The organism is Bacillus sp. RO2 (genome assembly GCF_012911845.1).
Classification (GTDB): Bacteria; Bacillota; Bacilli; order Bacillales; family Bacillaceae_I; genus Sutcliffiella_A.
The window spans coordinates 198,607-224,368 of sequence record NZ_JAAXCU010000048.1 but is presented as its reverse complement, the minus strand read 5'-3'; the positions used below and the strand labels follow the sequence as shown (position 1 = coordinate 224,368).

Sequence of the window (25,762 nt, the reverse complement as noted above, 5' to 3'; positions counted from 1 at the left end):
AAAAAATTAGAAAGGGTGGCATTATGCATAATTCAACTAAAAAAATTGCAGAAAAAGCCTCCTACGAAGCCTTCATGAATTGTTATATTCGTGAGGTTGGAGATGAGAAGTGGGTAAACAAAAACGACTTGCTTAAGCTGTTTAAACTGCCCTACATATTCACTAGTGAGGAAGCTTTGGAACTGGTGCTTCCTTTACAACATATAAGATTGCTAATTGAAGTCAATTATCGTTCCTTAGTAGGTAAACATAAACTAGGGAGAGTCTACAAATTCCATGATAAGGAATTAGAATGGAAGGAAGAAGAACCTTTAAATTGTATGATTTCATGCATTCAAGAATTGAACCTTCAAGCAAATAAAAATAATTGCCATGAGATGACATCTCATTATGATGAACTTATATTACGGTTGATCGATAGCTATCATACCATTTGTACATATATGGAAAAATCAGTTTTTATAAATAATGATAAGAAAGTAGAAGAATACAGCTTTTTAGAATCAGAACAATCGATTTTATTTGGTCATTGGTTGCATCCAACCCCAAAAAGTAGACAAGGGATGGCCGCTTGGCAGCATGATCTATATGCTCCCGAACTAAAAGGAACTTTTCAGTTACATTATTTTGAAGTAGACCAATCGATTTTGAAAGAAAACTTCTATACTGGAGAAGATTTTTCGTTAATGAAGAATGAGATTCTGAAGATGACAAGGGACGGTAAATACCTTTTCCCAATGCACCCATTACAATCTCAGTGGCTTTTGCAACAGGACTATGTACAAAAAGCAACGCAGGCTAACCTAGTGAAATATATAGGCCCTATGGGAGACACGTTCAGTGCCACTTCTTCTATAAGAACAGTTTACAACGAAAAAGATAACTGGATGTACAAGTTCTCCATCCCTGTAAAAGTGACAAATTCCATGAGAGTAAACAAAGTGCATGAGCTCGAAGCGGGAGTTGTCATGGCGGAATTATTCAATAGGATAGACTTCCTACAAAAGTACAAATGTTTCCGAGTATTAAATGATCCGATTTCCTTGTCTCTAAACCTTCCCGGGAAAATAGAAAATGGTTTTGAAGTTATTCTTAGGTCAAATCCATTTAAAGATGGTGAAGGAAAAGGGGTTCATTCCATTGCAGCATTGGTGCAAGATCCACTCCCTGGAGAAGCATCATTAATGGAAAAATTGATTCATAGCATTTCCGCCACATATCAACTAAACACAGAAGAAGCAAGTTTTCGATGGTTTCAAAAATATTGGCACTGTTCGGTCGAGCCAATGATTTCTTTGTATGATGAATTTGGATTGGCATTAGAGGCACACCAGCAAAATAGTTTGGTGGATGTATCAAACGGATTTCCTACACATTATTACTTTAGAGATAATCAAGGCTATTATTTATCAAATTCAAAGAAGGAAAAGCTTGAGAGAATGGTTGTTAATTTGAAGAATACACCCGAACTATTCTTCGAAGAAGAAATGATCCAACATCGTTTTACCTATTATCTTTTTATTAACCATATCTTTTCCATCATATACAGAATGGGAGAGGATGACTTAATTGCAGAAGAAAAATTAGTCCATTGGATGATGAAAGAATTGAATAATCTTAAACAGAGATTGTCTGGGGAAGGAAAAAGATTTGTGCATTTTATATTGAATAACAAGGTACTGCCGTGCAAAGCAAACCTTTTGACACGTTTTCATGATGTGGATGAACTTTTGACTGATTTGGAACAAGCAGTCTATACTTCCATGCCAAATCCATTTTACTTGATGCTTTCCATGGAAAAAAAGGAGAAACATTATGCCACAGCAAGTAGCGTCTAATACGGAAAAAAGGGTAATAAAGCAGTTGTTAGAGGCGGTAGTTTTTGAAAAATTGCTCCCTTTTGAAATGATGGAGGAAGGTTATAAAACTCATATCATCATATTTGGTAATAATTTTCGAATTCACTCAGAAGCGACACGCTCTTCTTTTGGAAGAATTCGACTACATGAATCCACTATTAAAATTACAGACCTACAAGGTCATCAAATACCTGAACCAATATGGGAGATTGTCTCACAGCTATCAAATGATCATAAAATACAAGATAGCTTGATAGAGGAGTTACACCAAACCATTTTGCTTGGTGACTGGAATGAGAAAAATCTTGAGCAACCATGTAGGCGTGAACTTTCCTATGAAGAAATGGAGTCAGCCATCATGGAAGGGCACCCCTACCATCCTTGTTTTAAGGCAAGGACTGGTTTTAATACATACGATCATGAAATGTATGGTCCAGAGGCGCGTCAGTCTTTTCAGTTATTCTGGGTTGCAGTCAAACGGAACTATGTGAACACCTCTCTTCCAAACTCTGAAGAAGCATTCTTACAAAATGAAGTCGGTGAAAGAACTTATTCCTTACTCCTTGATCGTCTGACAATGGCAGGAGGTACAATCAAAGATTACTCACTGTTTCCTGTACATCCTTGGCAATGGGAGAACAAGATTCAGCAAGAAATAAAATTTCTAAGACAAGATGATATTATCCCACTTGGATCTGCTGGTGATTTTTATCGAGCGACCCAATCTGTTAGAACATTGTGGAATGAGACACATCCTGAAAAGGCACATATTAAATTACCAATAAACATGGTAAACACTTCTTCTTTAAGACTGATAGAACCTCACTCAGTATGTACAGCTCCGGCACTTTCGAACTGGTTGGCAAATTTGATAGAGACTGATAGCTATCTAACAGAGAGTCTTACTATTTTGCATGAATATGCCGGTATGGTGGCTATGGAGGAATTTCCAAACCTTTCCGGACACCTAGCAGCTATTTGGAGAATCAGTCCAACTAGTTCCGTTACGGGATTGGAAAGCGCCGTACCAATGAATGCAATGTCATTACTAGAAAAAGACGGGAAGCCCTTCATCCTTCCTTGGCTTGAGCGTTATGGTATGAAGAAATGGATGGAGCAATTTGTAAAAGTTACGGTTGTCCCAGTATGGCACTTGCTCGTATCAGAAGGAGTGGCACTAGAAGCACATGCTCAGAATATGATTCTTGTACATGAAAATGGCTGGCCGAAAAGAGTGATTTTGCGGGATTTCCATGAAAGTTTGGAATATGTGAATGAATTCCTGAAACAGCCTGAGTTGGCGCCTAATTTTTCAGAACTACATCCATGCTACGAACATGCACCGAATGATGAGTATTATTGGATGTCCTCGGTAGAAGGATTACGGGAATTGATCATGGATACTTTGTTTGTTTTTCACTTAAGTGAACTATCCTTTCTACTAAGTCATCACATGGATCTTGCAGAAGAGGATTTCTGGAAAGAAGTTCGAGTTGCAATACTAACTCATTTTTTAAATCACCCTCCCTTACAGGAAAGAAATAAACAACTTGGAGCAGACAAAGAAGAAATATTCACAGAATCTCTTTTTACTAGAAAAGTTGGAATGGATAAAAGGGAATATTGTCATCTTGTTTACAACAGCTTATTTAATGAAGGGAAGTAATTATAGATGTTCTATATTAACGACCAGTATTATTCAAAGAATGACCTTATAAAACAATTTGAACACTTTGATCAAATGAACGTGCTGCATGACTGCAGTAAAAAAAGAATCGCAGTTTGTACAAAAAACGCCTTTGAGGGCTTGGCACTTTGTTTATATATGAAAGAAAAAGGCGGATCTGTTGTACCTATTCATGCTGCTACCCCAAGAGATGCGGCAATACGCATAGCACACAAAAGCTCTAGTCATATTTTAATGTATGATACCTTTCAAGCTCCTATTTTAATGATAAATGACAGGGAAGAAAAGCAAGGTGTACTTGTCCAAATGAGCTCAGGCACAACTGGTGAACCAAAATGTTTGGAACGTCCATGGGAAGACATTGAGGAAGAGATAGAAAACTATAATGAGAGTTTGCCAGTGGATGCAGAAACTGTACCCATTATTGCATGCCCTATCTCCCATTCCTACGGCTTTATCAGTGGGGTGCTTACTGCTTTAGAGCGACATATAGCTCCTATCATTCTTAGTAACCTCAATCCCAAATATGTTTTAAAGAAATTATTGGAAACGCCAAACCATATCTTATATGCTTCACCTGCATTTTTACATACGTTAAGCAAGCTCTCGCCTCAAGGTTTTTCCTTTCAATATGTCATGACATCAGGCATGTTGATGTCTGCTGTTTGTCTGGACGACTTGAAAAGAAAATCTAATCGAGTTCTGCAACAGTATGGGTGTTCAGAAGCCGGATGCATTGCCATTAATCCGAATGTACAGAGTCCTAGTGAGATGGGATTTCCGCTGGGACATTTTAAAGTAAGAGCAGGAAAAGATAAGGACCATCCCCAAGAGGTGATACTGCAAGGAAGTACAAAATCTATCCATACGAATGATATAGGTTATTTTAACGAAGTAGGGTCTTTATGCCTCCTTGGAAGAATGGATGACATGATTAACGTAGCGGGACTTAACGTGTATCCACAAGAGGTAGAAGAAATAATTCTGAAGGAACCAAACATCGAAGAAGTGCTTGCCTATAAAAAACCAGATGCATTTGCAGGGGAGAGAGTATGTGTTCAATTTGTGGCTTCATCGTTTGTGGAAGAGTCCCAGTTAAGGGATTGGTGCGTGAGGCAATTGGCCCCACATCAAGTTCCTGTTGAATTTATACAGGTTGAAAAAATTCCAACACTGCCAAATGGAAAGATTAGTCGAAAGCTAGTAGGAGAGATGATGGGATGAAAGAGTGTCTAAGCAGAGAAGAGCTATATCAAGCTATTTATGATATTTTGAAACATAAACTAACTATACCAACATGGAAATCTTTTAAGGAGTCCGCGAGATTGAATGAAGATCTCTATATGGATTCCATTATGATATTACAACTTATTTTATATGTAGAGTTAGATCTGGGATTGAGCATTCCAGACGATATGCTTGTACCCAAAGACTTCCATACCGTTGAATCATTATTGAATTTTTTGGAAAAATTGAGTTCCGATAAGTCCCAAGAAAAGGAGGGGCAAGTATGATAAAAGTTCATTGCTTCGTAAGCTGTGTATGTGAAGTAATTAAAAAAACGGAAGGCGTGGACCATCGCCCCTTTTACTTTGGTGTATGGGATGCAGATTTTGATGTTACACAGGATGGCACCTTAAGCTACCATTCTGAAAATATCGATCACGACTTTTTTAAAACGTGGTATGAATTGCTTTATGGTATAAAAATTCATAAATGGTATGACGAGACAAAGTCAAAATCTACTAATATGAAGACTTTGCTCGAATTGATGAAAAATAAACCAAGTTACCGTTCCATTATGGTGATGCTCGACCTTTCCATGCTTCCTGAACGTGAAAATAAGTTTCATCAAAGTCCATTCCCACATTATGTGATGTTAGAGGAAACAGAAGATACAGATGAATGGTTTATGTTTGATCCTGATTTTAGGTGGGAAGGTAGATTGTCTAAACAAAAAATAATGGATGCTATTATGGCTCCTGCAGTAAAGGGCGGGTATTACTTTGATACGGAGCATATTAATCCGACTAGCCCTGAAACTATAGAGGCTTATTTTCAAACATGTATGAAATTGAATGAAAATCCCATGTCAGAAGCAATCCGCCAAATAGTAGACTTATTTTCAAAAGGCTCTGAAAAGGATAGAAGAACTGAACTATCTGATGCCCTTAAGCAAATTCCTGTCTTGGCAATCAGAAAATATGCCTATGAACATGCCTTCGCATTTTTCTGGGAGGCTAACGGTTACTCAGAGGAATGGTTTGAAGAGTGGTGCGATGAAATAGAAAAGCTTGTAAAAGGGTTTACAACCATACATTATCGTGCGATGAAATATGCGATAACAGGTGATCTAAACGTGTTAAAAGAAGTCCATATGAAATTAACAGAACAACAAAAACTGGAATATTCAATCAAGGGCAGCCTTAAAGATTGTTTTGAAGCCTGGATGATCATGAATCAAACTAAAGTACTAGCTTGAAGGAGGGAATGCATTTGAATTTATCTTTTTGTACCATTTCATTTCGACACCATCTTCATTCTATAAAAGAGATAGCAGAATGGGCACAGTCAAATTATTTTCAAGGTATAGAAATTTGGGGCATTCATGCTAAGAATTTGAAAGATGACCCTTACTATCATAATGATTGGTTAGCGTCCTACAACCTTTATACAAGTATGTTAAGCGACTATCTTCCTCTTCACTTGTCAGATAAGGAACTTCTTCGTGCAACGATGGAATTGAGCGACCTTGGGCACCGTTGGGGAACACATAAATTAAGGACGTTTGCCGGGCAGCGTGCGAGTGCCTCGATGAATATACAAGAGCGTAAATCAATAGTTGAGAAATTAAAAATGATTTGTCAGGAGCTAGAAAGAGAAAATCAATTTCTACTTTTAGAAACCCATCCCAATACCCTGACCGACACGTTACCATCTACTTTAAAACTATTAGAGGAAGTAGATCATCCTGCTTTAAAAATTAACTTTGATGTATTACATATATGGGAATCAGGAGCGGATCCAATAGATGCTTTATTAAAACTAAAACCATTTATTGAGCACTTTCATTTTAAAAATATATCATCTAAAAGCAAACTAGATGTATTTAATCCGCAAAATGTATATGCCGCAGCAGGCTCAAGGGAAGGGATGACTCCTCTATTTGAAGGAATCCTTGATTATGAGGCATTTATAAAAACCGCTTCCTGCATGACAGAGATTGATGCGTCTCTAGAATGGTTTGGTGGCAATGTAAAAGAGGTGCTAGAGAAAGATGCAAAAAGAATCCTGCATTTAACAAAAGAGGTCAATACATTGTTTGTTAGCTAAACAATTTCTTAACTCTATATTTACACTTGATACCATTAAGTAATGAATTTTAGCACTTATTTCACTTGCGCTATTATAGAGGACTATATTTATATTCCGACGAATCTTATATTAGTAGAATTTACCCTTATTTTTGTAAAATAGCTTTAATAGAATCTTCATTCCTCCTTTACTTTTACTTGTTAACCTGAGCAGGTAGCAAAATTGCTGAGGAGGAAAAAGTCATGTTCAAAAAAGTCGCAAGTGTTGCAGTCGCAGCAGGATTAGTATTTTCAGGTGTGCAAGTAAGTGTGGTAATGGATAAAGCGGAAGCAAAAAAAGAAGATGTCAACATGGAACAGAAACAAGGCAAAGTCAAAAATGTCATTTATATGATTCCAGATGGATACAATGCCGGTTATGCAACAAACTATCGATGGTATAAAGGCGAGGAATCTTCTTTCGATCAACATGTAAAAGGATTAATCAAAACGCATTCAGCAGACACCGAAGTAACGGATTCTGCAGCAGCAGGTACCGCAATGGCAACTGGCGTAAAGACAAATAATGGGATGGTGGGTGTGACTCCTGATGGCGAAGAAGTAGATTCCATTTTAGATGCCGCAGAAGCGTCCAAAAAATCTACCGGACTAGTTGCAACATCTACTATTACTCATGCAACTCCAGCAGTTTTTGGAGCAAGTGTCGCTTCTCGTTCAGATGAATCCTCTATTGCACCGCAATATTTTGATAACGGCGTAGATGTCATACTTGGCGGCGGAAGAGACTATTTTCTCAGTAAAGAAAATGGTGGAAAGCAACCTAAGAGAGACTTGATTGAGCAAGCAAAAAAGAACGGCTATCAATATGCTTCGAACAAAGAAGAGTTGAAAAATGCAAAAGGAGATAAGTTACTAGGTTTGTTTGCCGACGATGCGATGTCTCCTGAGATGCACCGTGACGAAACGGATGAACCGAGCCTAGCTGAAATGACCAACACAGCAATTGATACGTTGAGCAAAAATAAACAAGGCTTCTTTTTAATGGTAGAAGGATCTCAAATTGATTGGGCAGGACATGCTCATGACTCAGCATGGGCCATGACTGATTCCGAAGCATTTGACAAAGCTGTGGAAGCGGCATTAAAATATGCAAAAAAAGATGGAAATACATTGGTTGTTGTAGCAGGTGATCATGAAACAGGTGGAATGTCCGTTGGTGCAAACGGTGAATATGACTTGAAAATGGATGTCCTAGATAGCGTAACAGCAACAGGTAACAAAATGGCAAGCGAACTTAATAACGATAAAAGTAATATCAAAGAAGTGGTAAAGAAATATACTTCCTTGGATTTAACTGAAGATGAAGTTGAGAAAATCAAAATGGCAGAAAAGCCTTCGATTGCAATTAATGAAGTAGTAAGTGACCGTGCTCTTATCGGATGGACAACTACGGCACATACAGGAACAGACTTACCGGTTTATGCCTATGGACCACAATCAGATAAATTTAGTGGGTTATTGGACAACACCGATCTTCCTAAGTTAATGGCGAAAGCAATGAAAATTAAGTTTAATAGGTAATTTGCGAACCCTTTTCTTGTATAAGAAAAGGGTTTTTCTGAAGAGAAAATTGAGCGCGGATTAAAAATCCTGTACACTTAAAAACAAACATAATAGAAAAGGTGCTATTTAATAATGAAAAATATCGTAATTATCGGGGCTGGAATTCTTGGGGCATCCACCGCTTATCATTTAGCAAAAGCTGGCGAGAATGTAACGGTAATTGACCGTTTTGATAAAGGACAGGCAACAGATGCCGCAGCAGGAATCATCTGTCCTTGGATATCGCAGCGCCGTAATAAAGCCTGGTATAACATGGTCAAAAACGGTGCGAAGTACTATCCAGCTCTAATTGATCAGCTAGAAAAAGATGGAGAAACAGATACGGGATATAACCGTGTTGGGGCAATTAGCTTACATAATGATAAAGAAAAACTCGAGAAGATGGCGGAAAGAGCCATTAAAAGAAGAGCTGAAGCTCCTGAAATTGGCGAGGTGACAATCTTAAGTCCTGAACAAACAAAAGAGCTTTTCCCCGTGTTGTCAGACGAGTTCGGTTCTGTCCATATTACCGGTGGGGCAAAGGTGAATGGCCGTGCCCTGCGCAACGCGCTCATAAGTGCCGCCAAGAAACATGGCGCAACTTTCCTTAATGGTGATGCAATTCTTGATGTTCAGGGTAATCAAGTTAAAGGAGTAATCTTGGGTGAAGAGATAGTAGAGGCAGATCTATTTATCGTAACAGGTGGAGCTTGGTCACAGAAAATATTTCAAGAGTTAGGGATGATTTTTGATGTGGTCCCACAAAAAGCCCAGATTGTTCACTTGGAAATTGACAATGAACAAACCCAAGATTGGCCTGTTGTTATGCCACCGAATAATCAGTATATCCTTAGCTTTGAAAACGGCCGGATTGTGGTTGGGGCCACACATGAAGATGATGCTGGTTTTAATTCTAGGGTTACTGCAGGTGGAATGAATGAGATCTTGAGTAAGGCATTGGAAATTGCACCAGGTTTGACAGATGGGACCTTACTAGAAACAAGGGTAGGATTCCGTCCGTTTACGCCAGGTTTTCTGCCGGTAATCGGCAAGCTACCAAATCATGATAATGTTTTAATTGCCAATGGTCTCGGAGCATCAGGTTTAACAAGCGGACCTTTTTTAGGAGCCGATTTAGCTAGGCTAGCTATGGGACAACAAACGGTTCTTGATATCAGTAACTATGATGTAGCAGGAGCCATTAAATCTCTTGGATAAAAACAATTATAGCTATTATCCATACGTTGTGTTACCATGAATCTCTACTGATAAAGAGGACGTGAACTACAATGATAAAAATAACTATACCTAATACTAATGTCTCCATTACGGAACGACAGCAGATTCGCACAAATGATGAACCAATTATTACACCAATCAATGGCTTTATTGATTTTCATAAAATCCCACGAGATCAAGGCGGGATCTTTATGTTTTTTAATATCAATGAAGATTTGTTGTTTGTCGGAAAAGCGAGAAAGCTTCGCCAACGAATTAAAAAACACTTTGAGGACAATGTATCCCCAATTAAAAACCACCGCGATGAAGTATATCGTATAGACGTGTGTATCGTAGAAGACCCTATGGAAAGAGAAATTTATGAAACATACATCGCAAACACACTTCATGCAAAGTATAATGTTGAAAAAGTTTTCAACAAATAATAAATTAAATCTAAGAGCCGTTTTCCTCACAGGAGAACGGCTTTTCGTATTTTTTAAATCTGCACATTTTCGCAATTTATTACTCGAATTTTGATAGATTAATGGTAAAATAGTCGATATGACAACATTTGGAATAGTTATAAGGGAGGAAAAGGAATGAACAGCAATCTTAATAAACCAAAAGGGTTCGGGGAGATTCTAGATCAGACGTTTAAAATCAGTAAATACAAATTCAAGGATTTTTTCTTCATTTTATTACTTCTGGTTGGTCCCATTTATCTTCTGCAAGCAATTATTGAATTAGCGGCAGGGAAAAGCCTCATTAAACAAGAAGGCGGCGGGGGAGCTTGGTATGAAGAGATCATTAGGAATTTTGAAATGACGGAAGAAGCCTCTTTAACTTCTAATCTTGCAGCTGACCTTGGAATATTATTTGTTTCATTATTGGTATTGTTTACATATCCTGTCGCTCAAGCTGCGATCATCTTCGGCGTTAATCATGTCAACCATAACCGAGAGTTTACTGTCCGTACTATAGTCAAACAAGCGTTTGGACGTTTTTTTCCAATGATTGGATCCTCTCTGTTATATGGACTTATTGCGTTTGGAATTATATTTGGATTTACTATGGCAGGGATATTTACTTCGGTTCTTGTCTTTGCAATAGATGTAATTGCAGGAATCATTGTATCCATAATAATGACTGCTAGTTTATTGCTCATCGCAGCATTTCTCCTTACAAGATGGAGTTTCTTCTTCGGCTCTGTAGTATTGGATAAGAACTCTCCGGGGTTAACAAGAAGTTGGCGTTTATCAAAAGGTAGAACATTTAAGTTGATGGGTCTATACATCATTTTCTTTTTGATAACTTCCTCCATAGGGGTAGCAATAGAATTAACTTTCTCAGCTTTGCTTGGTAACAGTGTACTTCTTGGGTTAATTGTCAGTTTTACCACTCTTTTTACAACACTCATTATGGCAGTAGGGTACGCTGTCATGTATCTGGATTTGAAAGTTCGTCATGATGCAGATGATTTGAGAGATCTCATTGATGATTATCATATTGAATAAACCCCGACTCCTTTGGAAAAGGACAGGTGATAGATCGTGCTTAAAGAACCAAAAGCAAGAGAACAAATAGAAGAAATCCTAGATCAACAGGAATACCAGGCATTTTATACTGATTCGAGAAATACCTTGCAAATTTGGTGGGATGAATTAAAAGCATGGCTAGCAGATTTGCTTTCACGACTTTTCCCTTCCATGGAAAATACAAGCGGAACAGCAGGGAATATATTGATTTTTGTCATCACCCTTGTAATCGTAATATTAGCGGCTTGGATCATTACTTACCTTATAAAGAGGAACCGAAATAGTCGTAATAAAGTATCGAAGCCTTTTCAATCAGGTGAGGAGCTAGAATGGTCATTTCACCAACATATAGCGGAGGCAAAGAAATACGAAGACATGGAAGACTATTCACTTGCAACTAGACATCTATTTTTGGGCCTATTACTCAATTTCCATAAACGGAATTGGCTCGTAGCAAAAATATGGAAAACGAATTGGGAGTATTATGATGAGTTAAGAAGAGAACAAAGAGAACTGGCTGAATTTTTCTTTAATTTTGCCCTTTTGTTCGACAGAGGAACTTATGGCAAACAAAAAATTGGAAAAGATGACTATTTATCTTACCGTGATACCGCATTGAAGTGGATAAATGATACAGATCAAGATCTATAAAAGGAAGGAGGGTGGGACTTGAACGGAATAACCACAAAGAAAAAAGGATGGATATGGCTTGGAACTCTACTCGTTCTTTTTGCAATCTGCTCCTACCTTGTTCTATCCCAAAAGCCGGAAGAATTCTCACCATATGACTCAGAATCTCCTTCACCTACCGGATTGAAAGCTTTCTACACTTATCTGGAAAACGAAATAGGGATGGTGAATAGATGGGAACAATCCCCTGATTTGTTGCCTGATAAAGAAAGACGACAGGTATTGTTGATGGTTGAACCATACTTTACTCCTGATACAAAAACGATGGAATCTTATATTGATTTCTTGGAAAAAGGGAACAGCATCCTCTTATTTAAAAATAACCCAAAAGGATTTTTTGATATCCGCACGACCTTTGTTGAGTCGATGTTCCCTGAGCAAACCTTTGATGATGCGAGCCAAACCAACTTTGTAGGGGATATTTATTCTCCTGTAAGGTTAGAACCGGGAAGAGAAGATGAAATACTTCTTTCCGATCAACTCGGTGATGTTGCTGTTAAGCGGAAGTATGGTGATGGAACACTCATCGTAGCTTTGACGCCTCATTGGCTAACAAACCAAGAAATTTTAAAGAAGGATCATCTCTCCCTTTTATTTAGCCTTATACAAGAAGAAGGTATAAATAATGACACAATCATTCTCTTTGATGAGTACAACCATGGGGATACTGGCACATCTTCTATAGATGTCTATCAAGACTGGTTTTTGTTGTTACTCTTCCAGGGAATGCTAGTAGCGATATTACTTCTTTGGAAGCAAGGCAAGAGATTCGGTCCGATATTACATCCTCGTGAGGAAACAGTCAGGTATAGTGATGAAAGTCTTCGAGCTTTAGCTGCATGGTACTTAAAAGGAAATGCTTATCAGGATTCTCTGAGCAATCAGGCGGAATATGTAAAATATTTGCTGCAAGAAAGATGGGGTATTCCATATAACAGGGACTGGAAAGAGTGTGCCGTCTTCCTCCATAAGAGATGGAAAACAAAAGAGGATGGAAAAATAGATTTATTTACTTATCAATTAACACAGGTGTTAGCAAAAAAGAAAATTACAAAACAAGAATATCTTGAATGGTCAAAACAATTAGATACCTTAAGGAAAGAGGTGGAAGAAGGATGAAAGTAGAATTAGCATCTCTTCTTGAGCAATATGAGGAAAGAATACTAGGTCAACATTTGAATTTGAAACTTTTACTTTCTTCCGTACTGGCAGGCGGCCACGTTCTATTAGAAGGGGTGCCGGGCACCGGGAAAACGCAAATGGTGCGAACCCTTGCCAGCCTGTTGGGCGGAAAATTCAATCGCATTCAATTTACTCCAGACCTTTTACCAAGTGATATTACGGGAAGTTCCATTTACAATATGAAAGAAGGCAACTTTGAAACGTTGAAGGGACCTATTTTTAGTAACATTCTCCTTGCAGATGAGATTAATAGGACCCCTGCAAAAACGCAGGCTGCCCTGCTTGAGGCGATGGAAGAGAAACAGGTTACGATTCATGGCGAGACATTTCCTTTAGCCGATGTGTTTTTTGTGGTTGCTACCCAAAATCCAATTGAATTTGAAGGAACATATCCGCTCCCGGAGGCACAGCAAGACCGCTTTCTTTTCAAGCTGCGTATCGATTTTCCTAGCCTGGAAGAAGAAACGGCAGTACTGAAACAAGTGATGGAAAGTAAATTTAATCATACAGATACCAAGCCAGTATTAGATATGGAAACCTTTCTAAACATTAGAAAAGAGATTCAGCAAGTTACCCTAAGTGAAAGTATCCTTGATTATGTTATGCAAATTGTCCGTAACACCCGTGAGTCGGATTCTATCAGGTTCGGAGCGAGCACTCGTGCAGGTATTTCCATTGGAAAAGCAGCACAGGCCTGGGCTTACTTGAGCAACCGTAACTACGTAACTCCGGATGATATTAAAATGGTGACAAAACCCGCGCTTCGTCACCGGATTCAATTATCTCCTCATATGGAATTGGAGGGAGCGACTGTTGAACAAATCATTGAAGAACTTGTGGGGTCGATTCCTGTTCCGAGATAAAGGGATTCTTCCAACTAGTAGACTAGTTCTCTTACTTTCTATACTTTCTTTGACTTTTATTCTATTGAGTCTTTTTGTAAACATTTCTTGGCCAATTATTTTCCTAATAAATGTATTTGTTATTCTTTTTAGTTTGGTGGACCTTGTACTTACACCAAATAAAAAAGCACTCAGTTTGACGAGAATTATTCCTAGCGAGATGGAAAGGGGAATTAGTTATCACGTTAACATAGTGCTAGAGAATCCAACAGAAAATGATATGAGGGTTGAATTAAGAGATGGTATTCCTCAGTCCTTTTCTCGGCCGTTTCCTTTTACCGGTATGGTAGAAAAAAACACTAGAAAGCAATTTACCTACCACACCACAGCGCCTGTTAGAGGTGAGTATCTTGTTTCACAGCTGTATTTACGATATCAAAGTAGGATTGGTCTTTGGCAAAAGCAAATGATTTTTGCAAAGGAAGATACGATAAAAGTCATTCCGGATATGACGGAAACTAAACAGTACTTGGAGAACGCTCAAAAATTTCTGATTCATGAAGGAGTAACTATTAGAAAGCAGAAAAGCGGCGTTGGGGAATTTTCTAAAATACGTTCTTACGTGGTGGGGGATGATCCAAGGAAAATTAACTGGCGTCAAACGGCCAAATTACAGGAAGTCATGACAAATGAGTATGAACCAGAGCACGGTAAATACATCACCATACTTATCGATTGTGGAAGAATGATGGGGGCAGAACTAAAAAAGGGCAACCGTTTGGAGCGGTCATTAGAAGCAGCCTTGACCGTTGCTGCAGCTGCATTGCAAAAAGGGGATTATGTCGCGGTACTTGCTTTTTCTAAAAAGGTAAAGGCATATATCCCGCCTGCAAAAGGGTTGCCCCACTTGCAAACTATCCTGAAAACTATCTATAACGTTCAAGTCGATGCAGCAGAATCCAACTATGCTGAAGTCTTTCAATACTTACAGCTTGTTCAAAAGAAGCGAAGCCTTATCCTATTATTTAGCGACGTTAAAACATTTCTGCATGAGGAAAGCGCCCTAATTTACCTTAAGAGGGTAAGGCAAAGGCATCTCTTTTTCATGATAGGAGTTGAAGACGAGATATTGGGAAAAAGAGCAGCAAGCCCTGTAACGTCTTTAGAAGAAACGATGATTAAAGGGGTTGCCCAGCAACAAATTTTAACGAAGAAACGGGAGAAAGCAAGGTGGGAAAAGCAAGGCCTCATGATGATGGAGGCCCGTGAAGAACGGCTTGCTATAACCGCTGTTTCCCATTATATCGATACCATGAACAGAGGTTTATTGTAACTGGGCTTTACGAAGCTTAAGACTGCCTAAAGTTACATAAAGTATTAATCCCATAACAGTCAGTCCAGCAACAAAATACTTGGTTTCCAACGATATGGCAGCAGGGGTAATGAATCCTTCAATTATCCCTGCTATGATAAACAACGGAATCGTTCCAAGTAACAATTGCACAGATCGTTTAGCATTCCACTTCAACTGATAGCCTCGTGAATATTCACCAGGTACAAAAAGCTTGTACCCCATTAATAACCCAGCGCCGCCGGCAATAAAAATCGCTGTCAGTTCAATCATCCCATGTGGAACAATATAAGCCCAAAACTCGTATGTTTTATCATAATGCCAAAACAGGGCAGCGATCGCGCCCACAATAATTCCATTGTAGATTAATACATAGACTGTCAACAATCCAAAGGTTATCCCGCCGGCAAATGCAAGGATGGCAACTTGAATATTATTAGTCAGTATACTTGCAGACATAACAGGGGCATCCACCATCCCGTCACTGTCACCAAGTTTTTCAGGATCAAAGTTTTGTGCCATGTCTCCTGGTAGAATGGAATACAGATAGAGTGGATCATACAGGACGGCAAAATAACTTCCAAGTCCCCCAATCGTAAAAAGAAGCATAGCTACCAAGACAAACTTCCATTGTTCGAGAAGGAGTCCAATAAACTTATGGCCCAAAAAGTCGCTTGCTTGCTTCCAACTCGTTATCTGATCTTTGTATAAAAGATTATGTGCCTTGGATACAAGACCATTTAGGTAAGATGTGACTTCTTCTTCTGGAAAATAAGTTTGACTATAAGATAAGTTCTGTGCCGCCTTTTGGTAAAGACTGTGAAATCGCTCAAGGTTCTTTCCGGTAATATTCTTTCGCTTATGTAAATCAGATGCTAGTTTTTCTAGCTCCTTCCACTGGCCGCGGTGTTGTTTAATAAATTGTTTGACATTCATCTTTTACACCTCGTGTCTCATTTTCATCTATCTTCTATATTATAGTAATATTATAGATAAATAGAAACACCCTAAAGTAAAATTTATCCATAGAAAGTGGGAATCACCTTGAAGACTGAACAAGTGGATATTAAAACACCCGAATATGTTTCATTACAGTTTCACGCTGCAGGCTTAGGAAGCCGTGCAGCAGCCTTTATTCTTGATACTATTTTGTTGGTTATAATAAACATTTTAATTGTTATTGCTCTAATTTTTGGATTGAATGCCAGTATATTTGAGTACGTTGAAACAGACATTCCATCCTATATGTTTGCAGGAGTCCTTATATTAATGTTTTTACTAAATTGGGGCTATTATGTCGTGCTTGAGTACTTTACAGGTGGTCGAACATTAGGGAAAAAAATGGTTGGAATACGTGTCATTCAAGAAAATGGGCACAGTATCACCTTGCTTGCTAGCATCATTCGTAATTTCCTTCGAATCATCGATATTTTGCCAGCAAACTACCTTGTGGGGATGCTGATGATCTTTTTTCACTCCAAGCATAAGCGATTAGGGGACCTTGTTGCAGGTACCATTGTTGTGCATGAAAGAAGGGGGAAGAAGAAAAAGATAGGTTCCAAGCTGGATAAACGTATTGCTGAAAAAGATCTTAGTTCTGAGGGAGGCCTTGTAGAAGAATGGGCGTTGAAGTCCCTTGGAGCTAAAGAGTGGAGGCTTTTGAAGACATACGCAGAGCGATTGGATACTTTAAATGCTGATGACCGCATCGTTTTGACTCGAAAAATGGCTGATATCTTGTTTCCAAAAATAGGGCTAGACCCGTCTAGTAAGCATTATGATGAGTTAGAGGATATGCTGCTGGTGCTGTATTTGCAGATGAAGGAAGAGTGGGAGTATGAGTTGTAGACGGGCTTTTCCTTTTGGACTGGCGGGATGATGGTTTGCGGATTCCGGCTTTGACTTTGGGGCGAGGAATAAATTGAGGCGGGCGGGCGGTTTTTACCTATTATTGGGATTCGCCCGATTTCTTGTTATTTTCGCCCGTAAAGTTGAATTATCGCCCGTAAATCCTAAAAATCGCCCGAATACTCTGATTTATCGCCCGTATTTTCAAAAAATCGCCCGTAAATTGAAATTATCGCCCGATTCCAAAAACCACTCACTTTTGAGCGACATTCCACTGTATAAGTGGTATAATTTACTAATAAATTTGCTTGGGAGGTTAAAAATGATAGTAAAAGAGAGAGATTACCCTGTTAATATACTATTTTTGCAGGCTATTGAGAGACGCCTTGATGAAGAGCACCCCTCAATGCCGCGAGTAAAGGAATTGATAGCCAAGCAAATTAAAGGCTATAAAGGCGAAAGTGCCATTGACTACCCCCTTAGCATCCTTCCTAATCAAGACTATCACATTCTCCATTCCGTCAGTTTACAATTCCAAAATCAAAACTTCCATATTGATACGTTACTCCTGTCGGCTAACTTTATATCCCTATTAGAAGTGAAAAATATGGGTGGGACCATTTATTTTGACAGGAAATTCAATCAGCTGACTCAGACGTATATGGGCAATGTGAAATATTATCAGTGTCCCATCATACAGGTCAGTAATCAAGAAAGGCTGCTGAAGCAATGGATTGAACAGTTTGATATTCCATCACTACCACTTACCTCATTCGTAGTCATCTCGAATCCTTCTTGCATGATTCAAGTCGATCCTGGAGATAAATCAACAAACCAAAAGGTCATTCATGGTCATTTTCTCCCCACAAAAATCGAACAACAACAAACAATCTCCAATAAACAGATTCTTTCCAATAAAGAAATTTATAACCTTGCACGCACCATTATTAAGCACCATAAAGTTAAACCAACCCTCACTTTAAAACAGTTAAACATTAACCCAAGTGAGCTTTTATTAGGTGTACTATGTTCAACCTGCTTGGCTATCCCTATGCAGAGGACTCATTCTTATTGGTATTGTACTAAGTGCAACAAAAAATCAAAAGACGCACACATACGCGCGTTAAGAGATTATTGTTTGTTATTCAACGAGACCATTTCCAATAAAGAGGCTAGAGAGTTCCTAAGTGTACCATCTGCTGATGTAATGAAAAGAATCCTAACTTCCATGGGACTTCAAACAGTTGGAAACACCAGGTCTATAAAATACAACCTATATCCACTTATCAATTTGACATCTCCATCCAACCACGATATAATTATCTCGAATTCAAGATAAATAACACAATAACATTTATATAAAAAAGGGGAGATCCTTATGATAAACGGCTTAAAAGGTATTCATCACGTAACAGCGATAACTAGCAGCGCAGAAAAGAACTACGAATTTTTCACATATGTACTCGGCATGAGGCTAGTAAAAAAGACAGTCAATCAAGATGATATCCAAACATACCATCTGTTTTTTGCGGATGATACAGGTAGTCCGGGAACAGATATGACATTCTTTGATTTTCCAGGCATTCCAAAAGGAAGCCACGGAACAAATGAAATTTTCAGAACTGGCTTCAGAGTACCATCCGACAAAGCATTAACTTATTGGGTAGATCGTTTTGACCGCCTAAACGTAAAGCATGAAGGCATCAAGGATCAGTTCGGGACAAAGACCCTGTCATTTGTAGATTTTGATGATCAACAGTACCAATTAGTTTCTGATGAAAATAACAAAGGGGTGGAGCCGGGCACGCCATGGCAGAAGGGGCCGATTCCTTTAGAATATGCCATTACGGGACTAGGGCCTCTCCACATTCGTGTTGCAAATTTTGACTTTTTTAAGGAAGTTTTAGAGAAAGTCTTACTCTTCAAAGAAATAGACCAAAATAAAGACACATATTTATTTGAGGTAGGAGAAGGAGGCAATGGTGCCCGGCTGGTTGTTGAACATAACGATACACTTCCTCAGGCCCAGCAAGGATTCGGCACCGTACATCATGCCGCATTCCGAGTAGACAATCGAGCTGTCATTGATGAATGGGATGCAAGATTGAAAGGGTTTGGCTTTAACACATCAGGACATGTGGACCGTTATTTCTTTGAATCCTTATACGCACGAGTTGCTCCTCAAATTTTATTTGAGTTCGCAACGGACGGTCCAGGATTCATGGGGGATGAGCCATATGAAACGTTAGGAGAGAAACTCTCTTTGCCTCCGTTCCTTGAACCGAAACGCGAGCAAATTGAACAGCTTGTAAGACCAATTGATACTGTAAGAAGCACAAAAGAAATTATAAAAGAATGATCTTTGATTAAGCCTGTTTCTTTTTTTGAAGAAATAGGCTTTTTTATATGTTCTAAATTAAACCAATCATTACAACGTACATTCCCAGTAAAAATGAATAGGATAATTTAATGAATTTTATAAAGGAGATGAAGGAATGTATTATCCGACAAATAGATATCCATATCCTTATGCTGCAAATCCGTATGCATACAATTATGCAAGAAACAGTTTCTGGGCACATCCAGCTATGTATAATACTTATTATTTGAACAACAACTCTAGGGCTATTGAGTTAACAGACTATGGTCCAAACCCATTTGTTACAGACATCAACCAGGCTACTTTACAAAACAATACGTTTCGAACTGCATTATGGACCGGAACACAATTTCAAATAACATTGATGAGCTTAAATCCAGGAGAGGATATCGGATTAGAAATGCACCCTGATGTTGATCAATTTCTCCGTTTAGAACAGGGGCAAGGGATTGTGCAGATGGGAGAAGATAAAAATAATCTTAATTTTGAAAGAATGGTTGCAGACGATTATGCGATAGTAATCCCAGCCGGCACTTGGCATAACCTGACCAATACTGGCAATACTCCTTTAAAGCTTTATTCGATTTATGCTCCCCCTAATCATCCGTTTGGAACAGTTCATCCTACCAAAGCGGATGCCGAGGCTGCTGAAGAATACGGTTCTTAAAGCAAAGTAAGTAGAGGAAAACAGCACTACCGTATTGATAGTGCTGTTTTCCATGTAAAATCTGAAAGACAATGACTGAAAACTCTTAATCAATCACAGTCAATCAGATCATCCAAGCGGCGGGCTACTCTTTTGATTACTTTCTTGGCCATTTTTGTTCTTCTTTCCAAGTAATCTTCGCCCTCTTCAATTAGAACTTCGCCTAATCTTGTGACATAACGGTAATAACGCAACATGGTGTCACCCCCTTTGTTTCTATCATATGAGAGATGATAGAATCGGACAGGGTATATACCTTTTTACTATTATCTTTTTCAAAACTATTAAAACCTAAAAAGGTTTGCTAGTAAGAACCGAAGAATACTATCTTCAACAACACTCCGAAAATGATTGCAAATAGGAAGGAAGTAAGGGTCCCCAGTAAAAAATACTCCGCCCAATCTCGATCATCCATCTGTTTGAATCGTGTAAGGGATTTGGCTGCGACAATAAATCCAACTGCAGAAAAAGAACCCATTAAAATTAGTGCCACTACTAACAGTCTTTCTAGATACCCAATTACTTTTCCCCGTGATAGGTCCTGGTGTTTCATCACCATATATGTATATTCCTCAGACATATTTTTTTCACTATTAGGACTGACGGCAAGATCTTTCAATGTGTATTTCCCTTCAAAAAGGGAAATATGTTTAGTTAGGGAACCAAGCATGATTCTTATGAGATGGCCTGTCACAGATGTACATAGTATTAACATAATAAGTAAAAACAAGATACCCTCAAGCAATCCAATCTCTGGTCGTAAGCCTTCCTTTAAGTTGAATAGCAATAAAATGGTATAGAATGTAGACTTTAAATCTACTTGTAAAGTAAAATAACAGACTGACAAAATAGTAATAACATGCAATAGTTGATCTATGATAAATAAGCCAAGATTCCAGGCATTTTTCTGTACTAAGTTATCTGTCTTTTCCTGTAAGAAAATCTTTAAGTAATCAATGCCTCCGTGAATGGCCACTAACAGGATTGTGGGCAACAAGACCTCTATAATTAAATCATTTCCTTGATAAAAATATATGAGGAGTAGAGTAATAAACATGATAGCAGCATGGTGAAATAAATGGAGCTTTAAGAACTTTCGTTTTTCCTTCACCATGTGCTCTGTCTGAAAATAAAAATCGGCTATTAAATGGGCTAAGATAAGGGAAAGGATTATCATTTCAACGCTCCTTGCTATAGATAATCATATAGAAATAATCGCATCGATATTTTTAAGAAGCTCATTTTTAATCGTTTGGATCAACTCTTTCGTAATATGATGTGGATTGTTCCCCAAACCGTTTGCTTCTAATTTGTCCAAGGTTTCTTGAAGCGTGTATAAGGTATTCAATATTATCTCACAATTCCCTTTCTTATAGTGACTGGAGATAGTAGAAGGCGACTTATTTACTAGCCTTGCTATGGCTTTTTGCTCATCAAGGATGGCGTACAGCCTGGAGATTAATTGCTGCAAGGACGTTTGGTCTCTCATAAATTTATGCTGATAAGATAAAAGCAAATTGGCCATTTCTAATGACGTATTTTCTAGAGATTCCTCACCTGGGAGGAATATCATGGACGAACGCTGAGTGGAGTGCTTAATTTTTTCATTAGCTAGCCGAGCCTGACGCATGAGTGGATGATTCCATTTATCTAAATTAATTTGTTTTAAGCTTGTGTCAACCGTTCCAAATGTGATTCCGAAGTAGGGAGGCTGTTCTTTGTATTTCCATATTTGGCTTATATAAAATGCTACTGTATATGCTGTAGAGTAATGATCAAATAGCCCGACAATTTCGTCCCCAAGTCGGTGTTTAACCTGTGCATGAGGGAGACCTCTTGTCCACCTTTTCACATGCTCTTCAATCTCTCCTAAATACGCAGTTATTTCATTCCAATTTTTTGATGAGTTTGTCACATCCATCATAAAAATGGATATTGGGTGCTTCATCTTTTCTCACTCCTTCCAAAAAGAATTCCACATTAGTTTAATTCAATTCGACTAAATAATCAACTTGCAAAGATTTCGATAGATTAATCGAATTATAGATAAGTAGATGAATAACTCAAACTTTTAGAGAAATATAGAATACAAGCAGAAAGGTTTACAAGTAGTTGGAAAGAAGTTATCATGTGAACAATAAATAATTCCGATAAAAACAATACGAAAAGGTGTGATTGGCTTGGCAGAAACAACTTATAATACTTTTCAACCAGTAAAGCAGCCAACAACTATTGTTGCTAAATTGAATCCTATACAAAAACCTTTCTTAACGATTGGTGTATTAGCAAGCATCATACTTTTAATAACGATAGTCGCTTCAACTGATTGGATTCAAGGGACATTATATATTATTGGCTTGGCACTCGGTCTAACACTACTGCATGCACGCTTTGGATTTACATCTGCATTCAGGCGCTTGATGTCTGTAGGGAATGTACAAGGGCTGCAAGCGCACATGGTGATGCTTGCGGTCGCAACTACATTGTTTGCCATCATTCTAAGTACTGGCTTCAGTTTTACTGGTAGTACACCGACAGGGTATGTATCACCTGTAGGAGTCAGTGTGTTAGTCGGAGCTTTTATGTTTGGCATCGGGATGCAGCTCGGAAGTGGTTGCGCATCTGGAACCCTTTATTCGGTGGGGGGAGGCTCTTCTTCGATGATTTTGACGCTACTATCCTTCATCGTTGGGTCTGTCATTGGAGCCTACCACTTTACGTTTTGGATGGAAGAAACACCAGCTTTGCCGCCAATCTCCATCGCCGAATCGACTGGGCTGGGCTTCTTTGGAGGATGGGTGGTTCAAATGGCGTTGTTTGCAGGCATTTACTGGTTAACAGTCCAAATAGCTAAGCGAAAAAACCCGCCAAGTATGAAACCATTGGCAACAACGACCGGTTGGAAAAAGGTAATACGAGGTTCATGGCCTTTATTTACCGCTGCTATCATTTTGGCCCTTCTAAACGCTCTAACGTTAGCAGTTCGAGGAAACCCTTGGGGAATTACTTCTGCATTTGCCCTTTGGGGAGGTAAGGCATTAATGTTAGTAGGAATAGATGTTTCCGGCTGGGGATATTTTACCGGAGCAAACGGAGAAGCTCTAACTCAGACGGTTCTTGCTGATTCCACTAGTGTAATGAACTTTGGAATCATCTTAGGAGCATTTATTGCAGCTAGTGCACAAGGTACTTTTAAACCTAAGAAAATCAAACCTGGTATTGCAGGAGCTTCCATTATGGGTGGTATATTAATGGGCTACGGTGCCAGACTAGCCTTTGGTTGTAATATTGGAGCATACTTTGGAGGAATCGCATCCTTCAGTTTACATGGTTGGGTTTGGATGGTCATGGCAATGCTTGGGACACTGTTAGCATTATTTATACGTCCACTTTTCGGGTTGAAAAATCCAAAACCAACTGATTCAGTATGTTAAGAACACAAAATAAAAGCGATCCTTCAAAGGGATCGCTTTTCTTATGTAAATACAAAACGGGAAATAATTATTGGAATTAAAGCTATTGCTATCTTAGCATAACTGATAAGGATAATAATTCACAGTGGAGGTGTTATATTACAAAAATGTATTTTTCACTATATCAAAATCATTTCCCGAATTCGCGAAAATTAATATAAGTTGATAGATTGCCAATATATTAGCTATTGTTAGAGGGAGAAATTAATGAATCAGTTTCGTAGAATAAGTTAGTAACAGTTAGGAGTTGAAGGTGGTAGTGGGAGAACTGGAGCAATTTAAAGTTTTTACCAAACAAAGGGAATATGTTGGAATCGCTTCAAGGGAGGAGGTTCACCAGAAAGGGTATTGGCATGAAACGTTTCATTTTTGGCTGGTTGCAGAAATAGAAGGGGAAAATTATCTTTACTTCCAACTCAGAAGCGAAGATAAAAAAGACTATCCTGGACTATTAGATATAACAGCAGCAGGGCACCTGTTACATAACGAAAATATAGAAGACGGGATAAGGGAAGTGAAAGAAGAAATAGGTCTGACTGTAGCGATAGAAGAATTAAATTATCTTGGGGTTTTTCCATATGAGAAAGTATTGGAGGACTTTATTGATAAAGAGCATGCGCATGTCTTTTTACTGAAAAGAGTGATTCCGCTTCAAGAGTTTACGCTCCAGCAGGAAGAAGTGAGTGGAATGTACCTCGTTCCTATAGATGGTTTTATGGATTTATGGTTTAAAGATTATCAAGATACAATACTAATAGAAGGATTGTTTGAGAACAAAGAAGGCAAGATGGAAGCGAGTAAATGGAAGATAAATAAAGCAAATTTTGTTCCGCATAGCGACGATTTTTACAGAGATGTACTAAATGCAATCATTAATAAGATTTCTTAACTCGAAAAAACTGCTTTCCCCATTATCAGGAAAGCAGTTTTTAATGTTATTTGTATTTTTCTTTCCCCTTAGCTCCCCAAAAGAATAGAACGAAGATACCTGAAGCCACTATCAATGGTGAAGCATACATAATCAAGAAGTTTTCCATGGAATGAACCTCCTTATTTTTTTCCTTGCACGTACTTGTTATCGAATAAAAACAAGCGCATCAATAGATATAATGAAGGAATCAGTAGGCAAAGACCGGCAATGAATGCTGTAATCAACGCGACAGCCATTGCCTCATTAGTAAATCCATCATAGATCGTCAAATATGGATACAGAAGGTATGGCATATGAGATGCCCCGTAACCAAAGAATGCCGTTGCAAACTGAAGCATCACCAAGATAAAAGCTACTCCAAGGTGTTTCTTTTTCCACATCAGATAAACCGCTCCAAGGAAAAAGAGGAACGATAGACTGAACATCCAGGAAAGCTCCAACATTTTATCAAAGTGTTCTGGGTTATGATCACTTAAAGCGAAGAAGACGAGAACACTTGCTAGAATGGTTGGAAGACTCCAGTTTAATGCATATTTTCTTAATACTTCAAATGCTTTTTCGTCACGTGCTGCTTTAGCATAAAATGCTAAGAAATAAGCAGAGATGTAGAGGACACTTACTAACGCCAAGATGACCACTGCCCAAGAATAAAAACTAGTGAACAGTGCTCCGTAATCAAGCCATACGGAGTCTTCATACTTGTAAATGAAGCCACCCTCTGAAATGGTGAGCACAACAGATAAGGAAGCAGGAATTAAAAGTCCTGTGGCTCCATATAAAGCTTGGTAAAAGTTGTTTCCTTTTTCACCATAGTGATGAAAAGCATAATATGATCCGCGTATGGCCAATAATACAATGGCGATACTTCCCGGAACTAACAGTGTTGTTCCATAATAATAGGCAGTAGAAGGGAAGAAGCCTACTATTCCTATAAAGAAGAAAACAAGGAACACATTCGTTACCTCCCAAACCGGGGAGAGGTAACGGACAATCACTTTGTTGATTAGATGATTTTTCTTTGTAATGGTGGAATAATAACTAAAGAAACCAGCGCCAAAGTCAATGGATGCCACAATTAGATACCCGTACAAAAACGTCCACAGGACAGTAATTCCTATTACTTCATAAGTCATTCCTCATC

At 38.5% G+C, this 25,762-nt stretch carries 26 protein-coding genes; 20 read left to right on the top strand and 6 right to left on the bottom strand.

The annotated features are described in order from the left end of the window. Positions 1-23 precede the first annotated feature (23 nt). From HF078_RS16735 to HF078_RS16670, 14 genes are all read left to right on the top strand, one after another. Positions 24-1,838 carry an IucA/IucC family protein gene (locus HF078_RS16735; RefSeq protein ID WP_169292172.1) on the top strand — a complete coding sequence of 605 codons (1,815 nt, stop codon included), beginning with the start codon at positions 24-26 and terminating at the stop codon, positions 1,836-1,838. After that, on the top strand, positions 1,816-3,525 hold the full coding sequence (locus HF078_RS16730) for an IucA/IucC family protein (protein ID WP_169292171.1): 1,710 nt from the start codon (positions 1,816-1,818) through the stop codon (positions 3,523-3,525). The genes HF078_RS16735 and HF078_RS16730 overlap by 23 nt, the downstream gene beginning before the upstream one ends. A gap of 6 nt (positions 3,526-3,531) precedes the next feature. Further along, entirely contained in the window at positions 3,532-4,770 is a 1,239-nt protein-coding gene (locus HF078_RS16725; protein ID WP_169292170.1) for an AMP-binding protein, read from the top strand. Continuing rightward, a complete protein-coding gene (gene asbD, locus HF078_RS16720; protein WP_169292169.1) occupies positions 4,767-5,060 on the top strand; it encodes a petrobactin biosynthesis protein AsbD in 294 nt (97 codons plus the stop codon). Before HF078_RS16725 ends, asbD begins: the two co-directional genes overlap by 4 nt. Then, the gene (locus HF078_RS16715; protein ID WP_169292168.1) at positions 5,057-6,028 is read left to right on the top strand and encodes a DUF6005 family protein; all 972 of its coding nucleotides are present in this window, start codon (positions 5,057-5,059) and stop codon (positions 6,026-6,028) included. The genes asbD and HF078_RS16715 overlap by 4 nt, the downstream gene beginning before the upstream one ends. Before the next feature lie 14 nt (positions 6,029-6,042). Then, on the top strand, positions 6,043-6,879 hold the full coding sequence (locus HF078_RS16710; protein WP_169292167.1) for a sugar phosphate isomerase/epimerase family protein: 837 nt from the start codon (positions 6,043-6,045) through the stop codon (positions 6,877-6,879). Between the two features lie 224 nt (positions 6,880-7,103). Further along, positions 7,104-8,441, top strand: coding sequence for an alkaline phosphatase (locus HF078_RS16705; protein WP_169292166.1), 1,338 nt, complete (start codon positions 7,104-7,106; stop codon positions 8,439-8,441). Positions 8,442-8,555: 114 nt separating this feature from the next. Then, positions 8,556-9,680 (top strand): NAD(P)/FAD-dependent oxidoreductase, encoded by a 1,125-nt coding sequence (locus HF078_RS16700; RefSeq protein WP_169292165.1) that lies wholly within the window; start codon positions 8,556-8,558, stop codon positions 9,678-9,680. Between the two features lie 71 nt (positions 9,681-9,751). Further along, the gene (locus HF078_RS16695) at positions 9,752-10,126 is read left to right on the top strand and encodes a nucleotide excision repair endonuclease (RefSeq protein WP_169292164.1); all 375 of its coding nucleotides are present in this window, start codon (positions 9,752-9,754) and stop codon (positions 10,124-10,126) included. Between the two features lie 156 nt (positions 10,127-10,282). Further along, positions 10,283-11,197 carry a hypothetical protein gene (locus tag HF078_RS16690; protein ID WP_169292163.1) on the top strand — a complete coding sequence of 305 codons (915 nt, stop codon included), beginning with the start codon at positions 10,283-10,285 and terminating at the stop codon, positions 11,195-11,197. 36 nt (positions 11,198-11,233) lie between these two features. Then, positions 11,234-11,869, top strand: coding sequence for a DUF4129 domain-containing protein (locus HF078_RS16685; protein WP_169292162.1), 636 nt, complete (start codon positions 11,234-11,236; stop codon positions 11,867-11,869). An 18-nt stretch (positions 11,870-11,887) separates the two neighbouring features. Then, entirely contained in the window at positions 11,888-13,027 is a 1,140-nt protein-coding gene (locus HF078_RS16680) for a DUF4350 domain-containing protein (RefSeq protein ID WP_169292161.1), read from the top strand. Further along, positions 13,024-13,953, top strand: a complete 930-nt coding sequence (locus tag HF078_RS16675; RefSeq protein ID WP_169292160.1) for an AAA family ATPase — start codon at positions 13,024-13,026, stop codon at positions 13,951-13,953. Before HF078_RS16680 ends, HF078_RS16675 begins: the two co-directional genes overlap by 4 nt. Beyond that, entirely contained in the window at positions 13,904-15,265 is a 1,362-nt protein-coding gene (locus HF078_RS16670) for a DUF58 domain-containing protein (RefSeq protein WP_169292159.1), read from the top strand. The genes HF078_RS16675 and HF078_RS16670 overlap by 50 nt, the downstream gene beginning before the upstream one ends. Here the strand turns inward: HF078_RS16670 and HF078_RS16665 are convergent. Further along, positions 15,257-16,219, bottom strand: a complete 963-nt coding sequence (locus tag HF078_RS16665) for a stage II sporulation protein M (RefSeq protein WP_169292158.1) — start codon at positions 16,217-16,219, stop codon at positions 15,257-15,259. The genes HF078_RS16670 and HF078_RS16665 overlap by 9 nt on opposite strands. A 108-nt stretch (positions 16,220-16,327) precedes the next feature. Here HF078_RS16665 and HF078_RS16660 point away from each other — a divergent pair, with 108 nt between their 5' ends. From HF078_RS16660 to HF078_RS16645, 4 genes are all read left to right on the top strand, one after another. Beyond that, complete coding sequence (locus HF078_RS16660; protein ID WP_169292157.1) at positions 16,328-17,131, top strand: RDD family protein; 804 nt, start codon at positions 16,328-16,330, stop codon at positions 17,129-17,131. Positions 17,132-17,453: 322 nt separating this feature from the next. Beyond that, positions 17,454-18,470 (top strand): nuclease-related domain-containing protein, encoded by a 1,017-nt coding sequence (locus HF078_RS16655; RefSeq protein WP_169292156.1) that lies wholly within the window; start codon positions 17,454-17,456, stop codon positions 18,468-18,470. A gap of 42 nt (positions 18,471-18,512) precedes the next feature. Continuing rightward, positions 18,513-19,490 carry a VOC family protein gene (locus HF078_RS16650; RefSeq protein WP_169292205.1) on the top strand — a complete coding sequence of 326 codons (978 nt, stop codon included), beginning with the start codon at positions 18,513-18,515 and terminating at the stop codon, positions 19,488-19,490. Positions 19,491-19,626: 136 nt separating this feature from the next. Beyond that, a complete protein-coding gene (locus HF078_RS16645) occupies positions 19,627-20,178 on the top strand; it encodes a cupin domain-containing protein (RefSeq protein ID WP_169292155.1) in 552 nt (183 codons plus the stop codon). An 89-nt stretch (positions 20,179-20,267) separates the two neighbouring features. Here the strand turns inward: HF078_RS16645 and HF078_RS16640 are convergent, their stop codons facing one another. From HF078_RS16640 to HF078_RS16630, 3 genes are all read right to left on the bottom strand, one after another. After that, positions 20,268-20,414, bottom strand: coding sequence for a hypothetical protein (locus HF078_RS16640; RefSeq protein WP_169292154.1), 147 nt, complete (start codon positions 20,412-20,414; stop codon positions 20,268-20,270). Positions 20,415-20,521: 107 nt separating this feature from the next. Continuing rightward, on the bottom strand, positions 20,522-21,394 hold the full coding sequence (locus HF078_RS16635) for a DUF3307 domain-containing protein (protein WP_169292153.1): 873 nt from the start codon (positions 21,392-21,394) through the stop codon (positions 20,522-20,524). 24 nt (positions 21,395-21,418) lie between these two features. Beyond that, positions 21,419-22,165 (bottom strand): helix-turn-helix domain-containing protein, encoded by a 747-nt coding sequence (locus HF078_RS16630; protein ID WP_169292152.1) that lies wholly within the window; start codon positions 22,163-22,165, stop codon positions 21,419-21,421. A gap of 232 nt (positions 22,166-22,397) precedes the next feature. Here HF078_RS16630 and HF078_RS16625 point away from each other — a divergent pair, with 232 nt between their 5' ends. Next, positions 22,398-23,651: a YeeE/YedE family protein gene (locus HF078_RS16625; protein ID WP_169292151.1), complete on the top strand. Its 1,254-nt coding sequence runs from the start codon at positions 22,398-22,400 to the stop codon at positions 23,649-23,651. A 292-nt stretch (positions 23,652-23,943) separates the two neighbouring features. Further along, a complete protein-coding gene (locus HF078_RS16620; protein WP_346775360.1) occupies positions 23,944-24,579 on the top strand; it encodes an NUDIX hydrolase in 636 nt (211 codons plus the stop codon). A 46-nt stretch (positions 24,580-24,625) separates the two neighbouring features. On the opposite strand, the gene cydS is transcribed toward HF078_RS16620, so the two are convergent. Next, complete coding sequence (gene cydS, locus HF078_RS21330) at positions 24,626-24,727, bottom strand: cytochrome bd oxidase small subunit CydS family protein (RefSeq protein ID WP_481748025.1); 102 nt, start codon at positions 24,725-24,727, stop codon at positions 24,626-24,628. A 13-nt stretch (positions 24,728-24,740) separates the two neighbouring features. Continuing rightward, complete coding sequence (locus HF078_RS16615; RefSeq protein WP_169292150.1) at positions 24,741-25,754, bottom strand: cytochrome d ubiquinol oxidase subunit II; 1,014 nt, start codon at positions 25,752-25,754, stop codon at positions 24,741-24,743. Between the last annotated feature and the right edge of the window lie 8 nt (positions 25,755-25,762).

What these genes read in the sequence shown, in the direction of transcription:
- HF078_RS16735 (WP_169292172.1), top strand. Translation starts at nt 24, where the DNA reads ATGCATAATTCAACTAAAAAAATTGCAGAAAAAGCCTCCTACGAAGCC.
- HF078_RS16730 (WP_169292171.1), top strand. Translation starts at nt 1,816, where the DNA reads ATGCCACAGCAAGTAGCGTCTAATACGGAAAAAAGGGTAATAAAGCAG.
- HF078_RS16725 (WP_169292170.1), top strand. Translation starts at nt 3,532, where the DNA reads ATGTTCTATATTAACGACCAGTATTATTCAAAGAATGACCTTATAAAA.
- asbD (WP_169292169.1), top strand. Translation starts at nt 4,767, where the DNA reads ATGAAAGAGTGTCTAAGCAGAGAAGAGCTATATCAAGCTATTTATGAT.
- HF078_RS16715 (WP_169292168.1), top strand. Translation starts at nt 5,057, where the DNA reads ATGATAAAAGTTCATTGCTTCGTAAGCTGTGTATGTGAAGTAATTAAA.
- HF078_RS16705 (WP_169292166.1), top strand. Translation starts at nt 7,104, where the DNA reads ATGTTCAAAAAAGTCGCAAGTGTTGCAGTCGCAGCAGGATTAGTATTT.
- HF078_RS16700 (WP_169292165.1), top strand. Translation starts at nt 8,556, where the DNA reads ATGAAAAATATCGTAATTATCGGGGCTGGAATTCTTGGGGCATCCACC.
- HF078_RS16695 (WP_169292164.1), top strand. Translation starts at nt 9,752, where the DNA reads ATGATAAAAATAACTATACCTAATACTAATGTCTCCATTACGGAACGA.
- HF078_RS16690 (WP_169292163.1), top strand. Translation starts at nt 10,283, where the DNA reads ATGAACAGCAATCTTAATAAACCAAAAGGGTTCGGGGAGATTCTAGAT.
- HF078_RS16675 (WP_169292160.1), top strand. Translation starts at nt 13,024, where the DNA reads ATGAAAGTAGAATTAGCATCTCTTCTTGAGCAATATGAGGAAAGAATA.
- HF078_RS16665 (WP_169292158.1), bottom strand. Translation starts at nt 16,219, where the DNA reads ATGAATGTCAAACAATTTATTAAACAACACCGCGGCCAGTGGAAGGAG.
- HF078_RS16655 (WP_169292156.1), top strand. Translation starts at nt 17,454, where the DNA reads ATGATAGTAAAAGAGAGAGATTACCCTGTTAATATACTATTTTTGCAG.
- HF078_RS16645 (WP_169292155.1), top strand. Translation starts at nt 19,627, where the DNA reads ATGTATTATCCGACAAATAGATATCCATATCCTTATGCTGCAAATCCG.
- HF078_RS16640 (WP_169292154.1), bottom strand. Translation starts at nt 20,414, where the DNA reads ATGTTGCGTTATTACCGTTATGTCACAAGATTAGGCGAAGTTCTAATT.
- HF078_RS16635 (WP_169292153.1), bottom strand. Translation starts at nt 21,394, where the DNA reads ATGATAATCCTTTCCCTTATCTTAGCCCATTTAATAGCCGATTTTTAT.
- HF078_RS16630 (WP_169292152.1), bottom strand. Translation starts at nt 22,165, where the DNA reads ATGAAGCACCCAATATCCATTTTTATGATGGATGTGACAAACTCATCA.
- cydS (WP_481748025.1), bottom strand. Translation starts at nt 24,727, where the DNA reads ATGGAAAACTTCTTGATTATGTATGCTTCACCATTGATAGTGGCTTCA.
- HF078_RS16615 (WP_169292150.1), bottom strand. Translation starts at nt 25,754, where the DNA reads ATGACTTATGAAGTAATAGGAATTACTGTCCTGTGGACGTTTTTGTAC.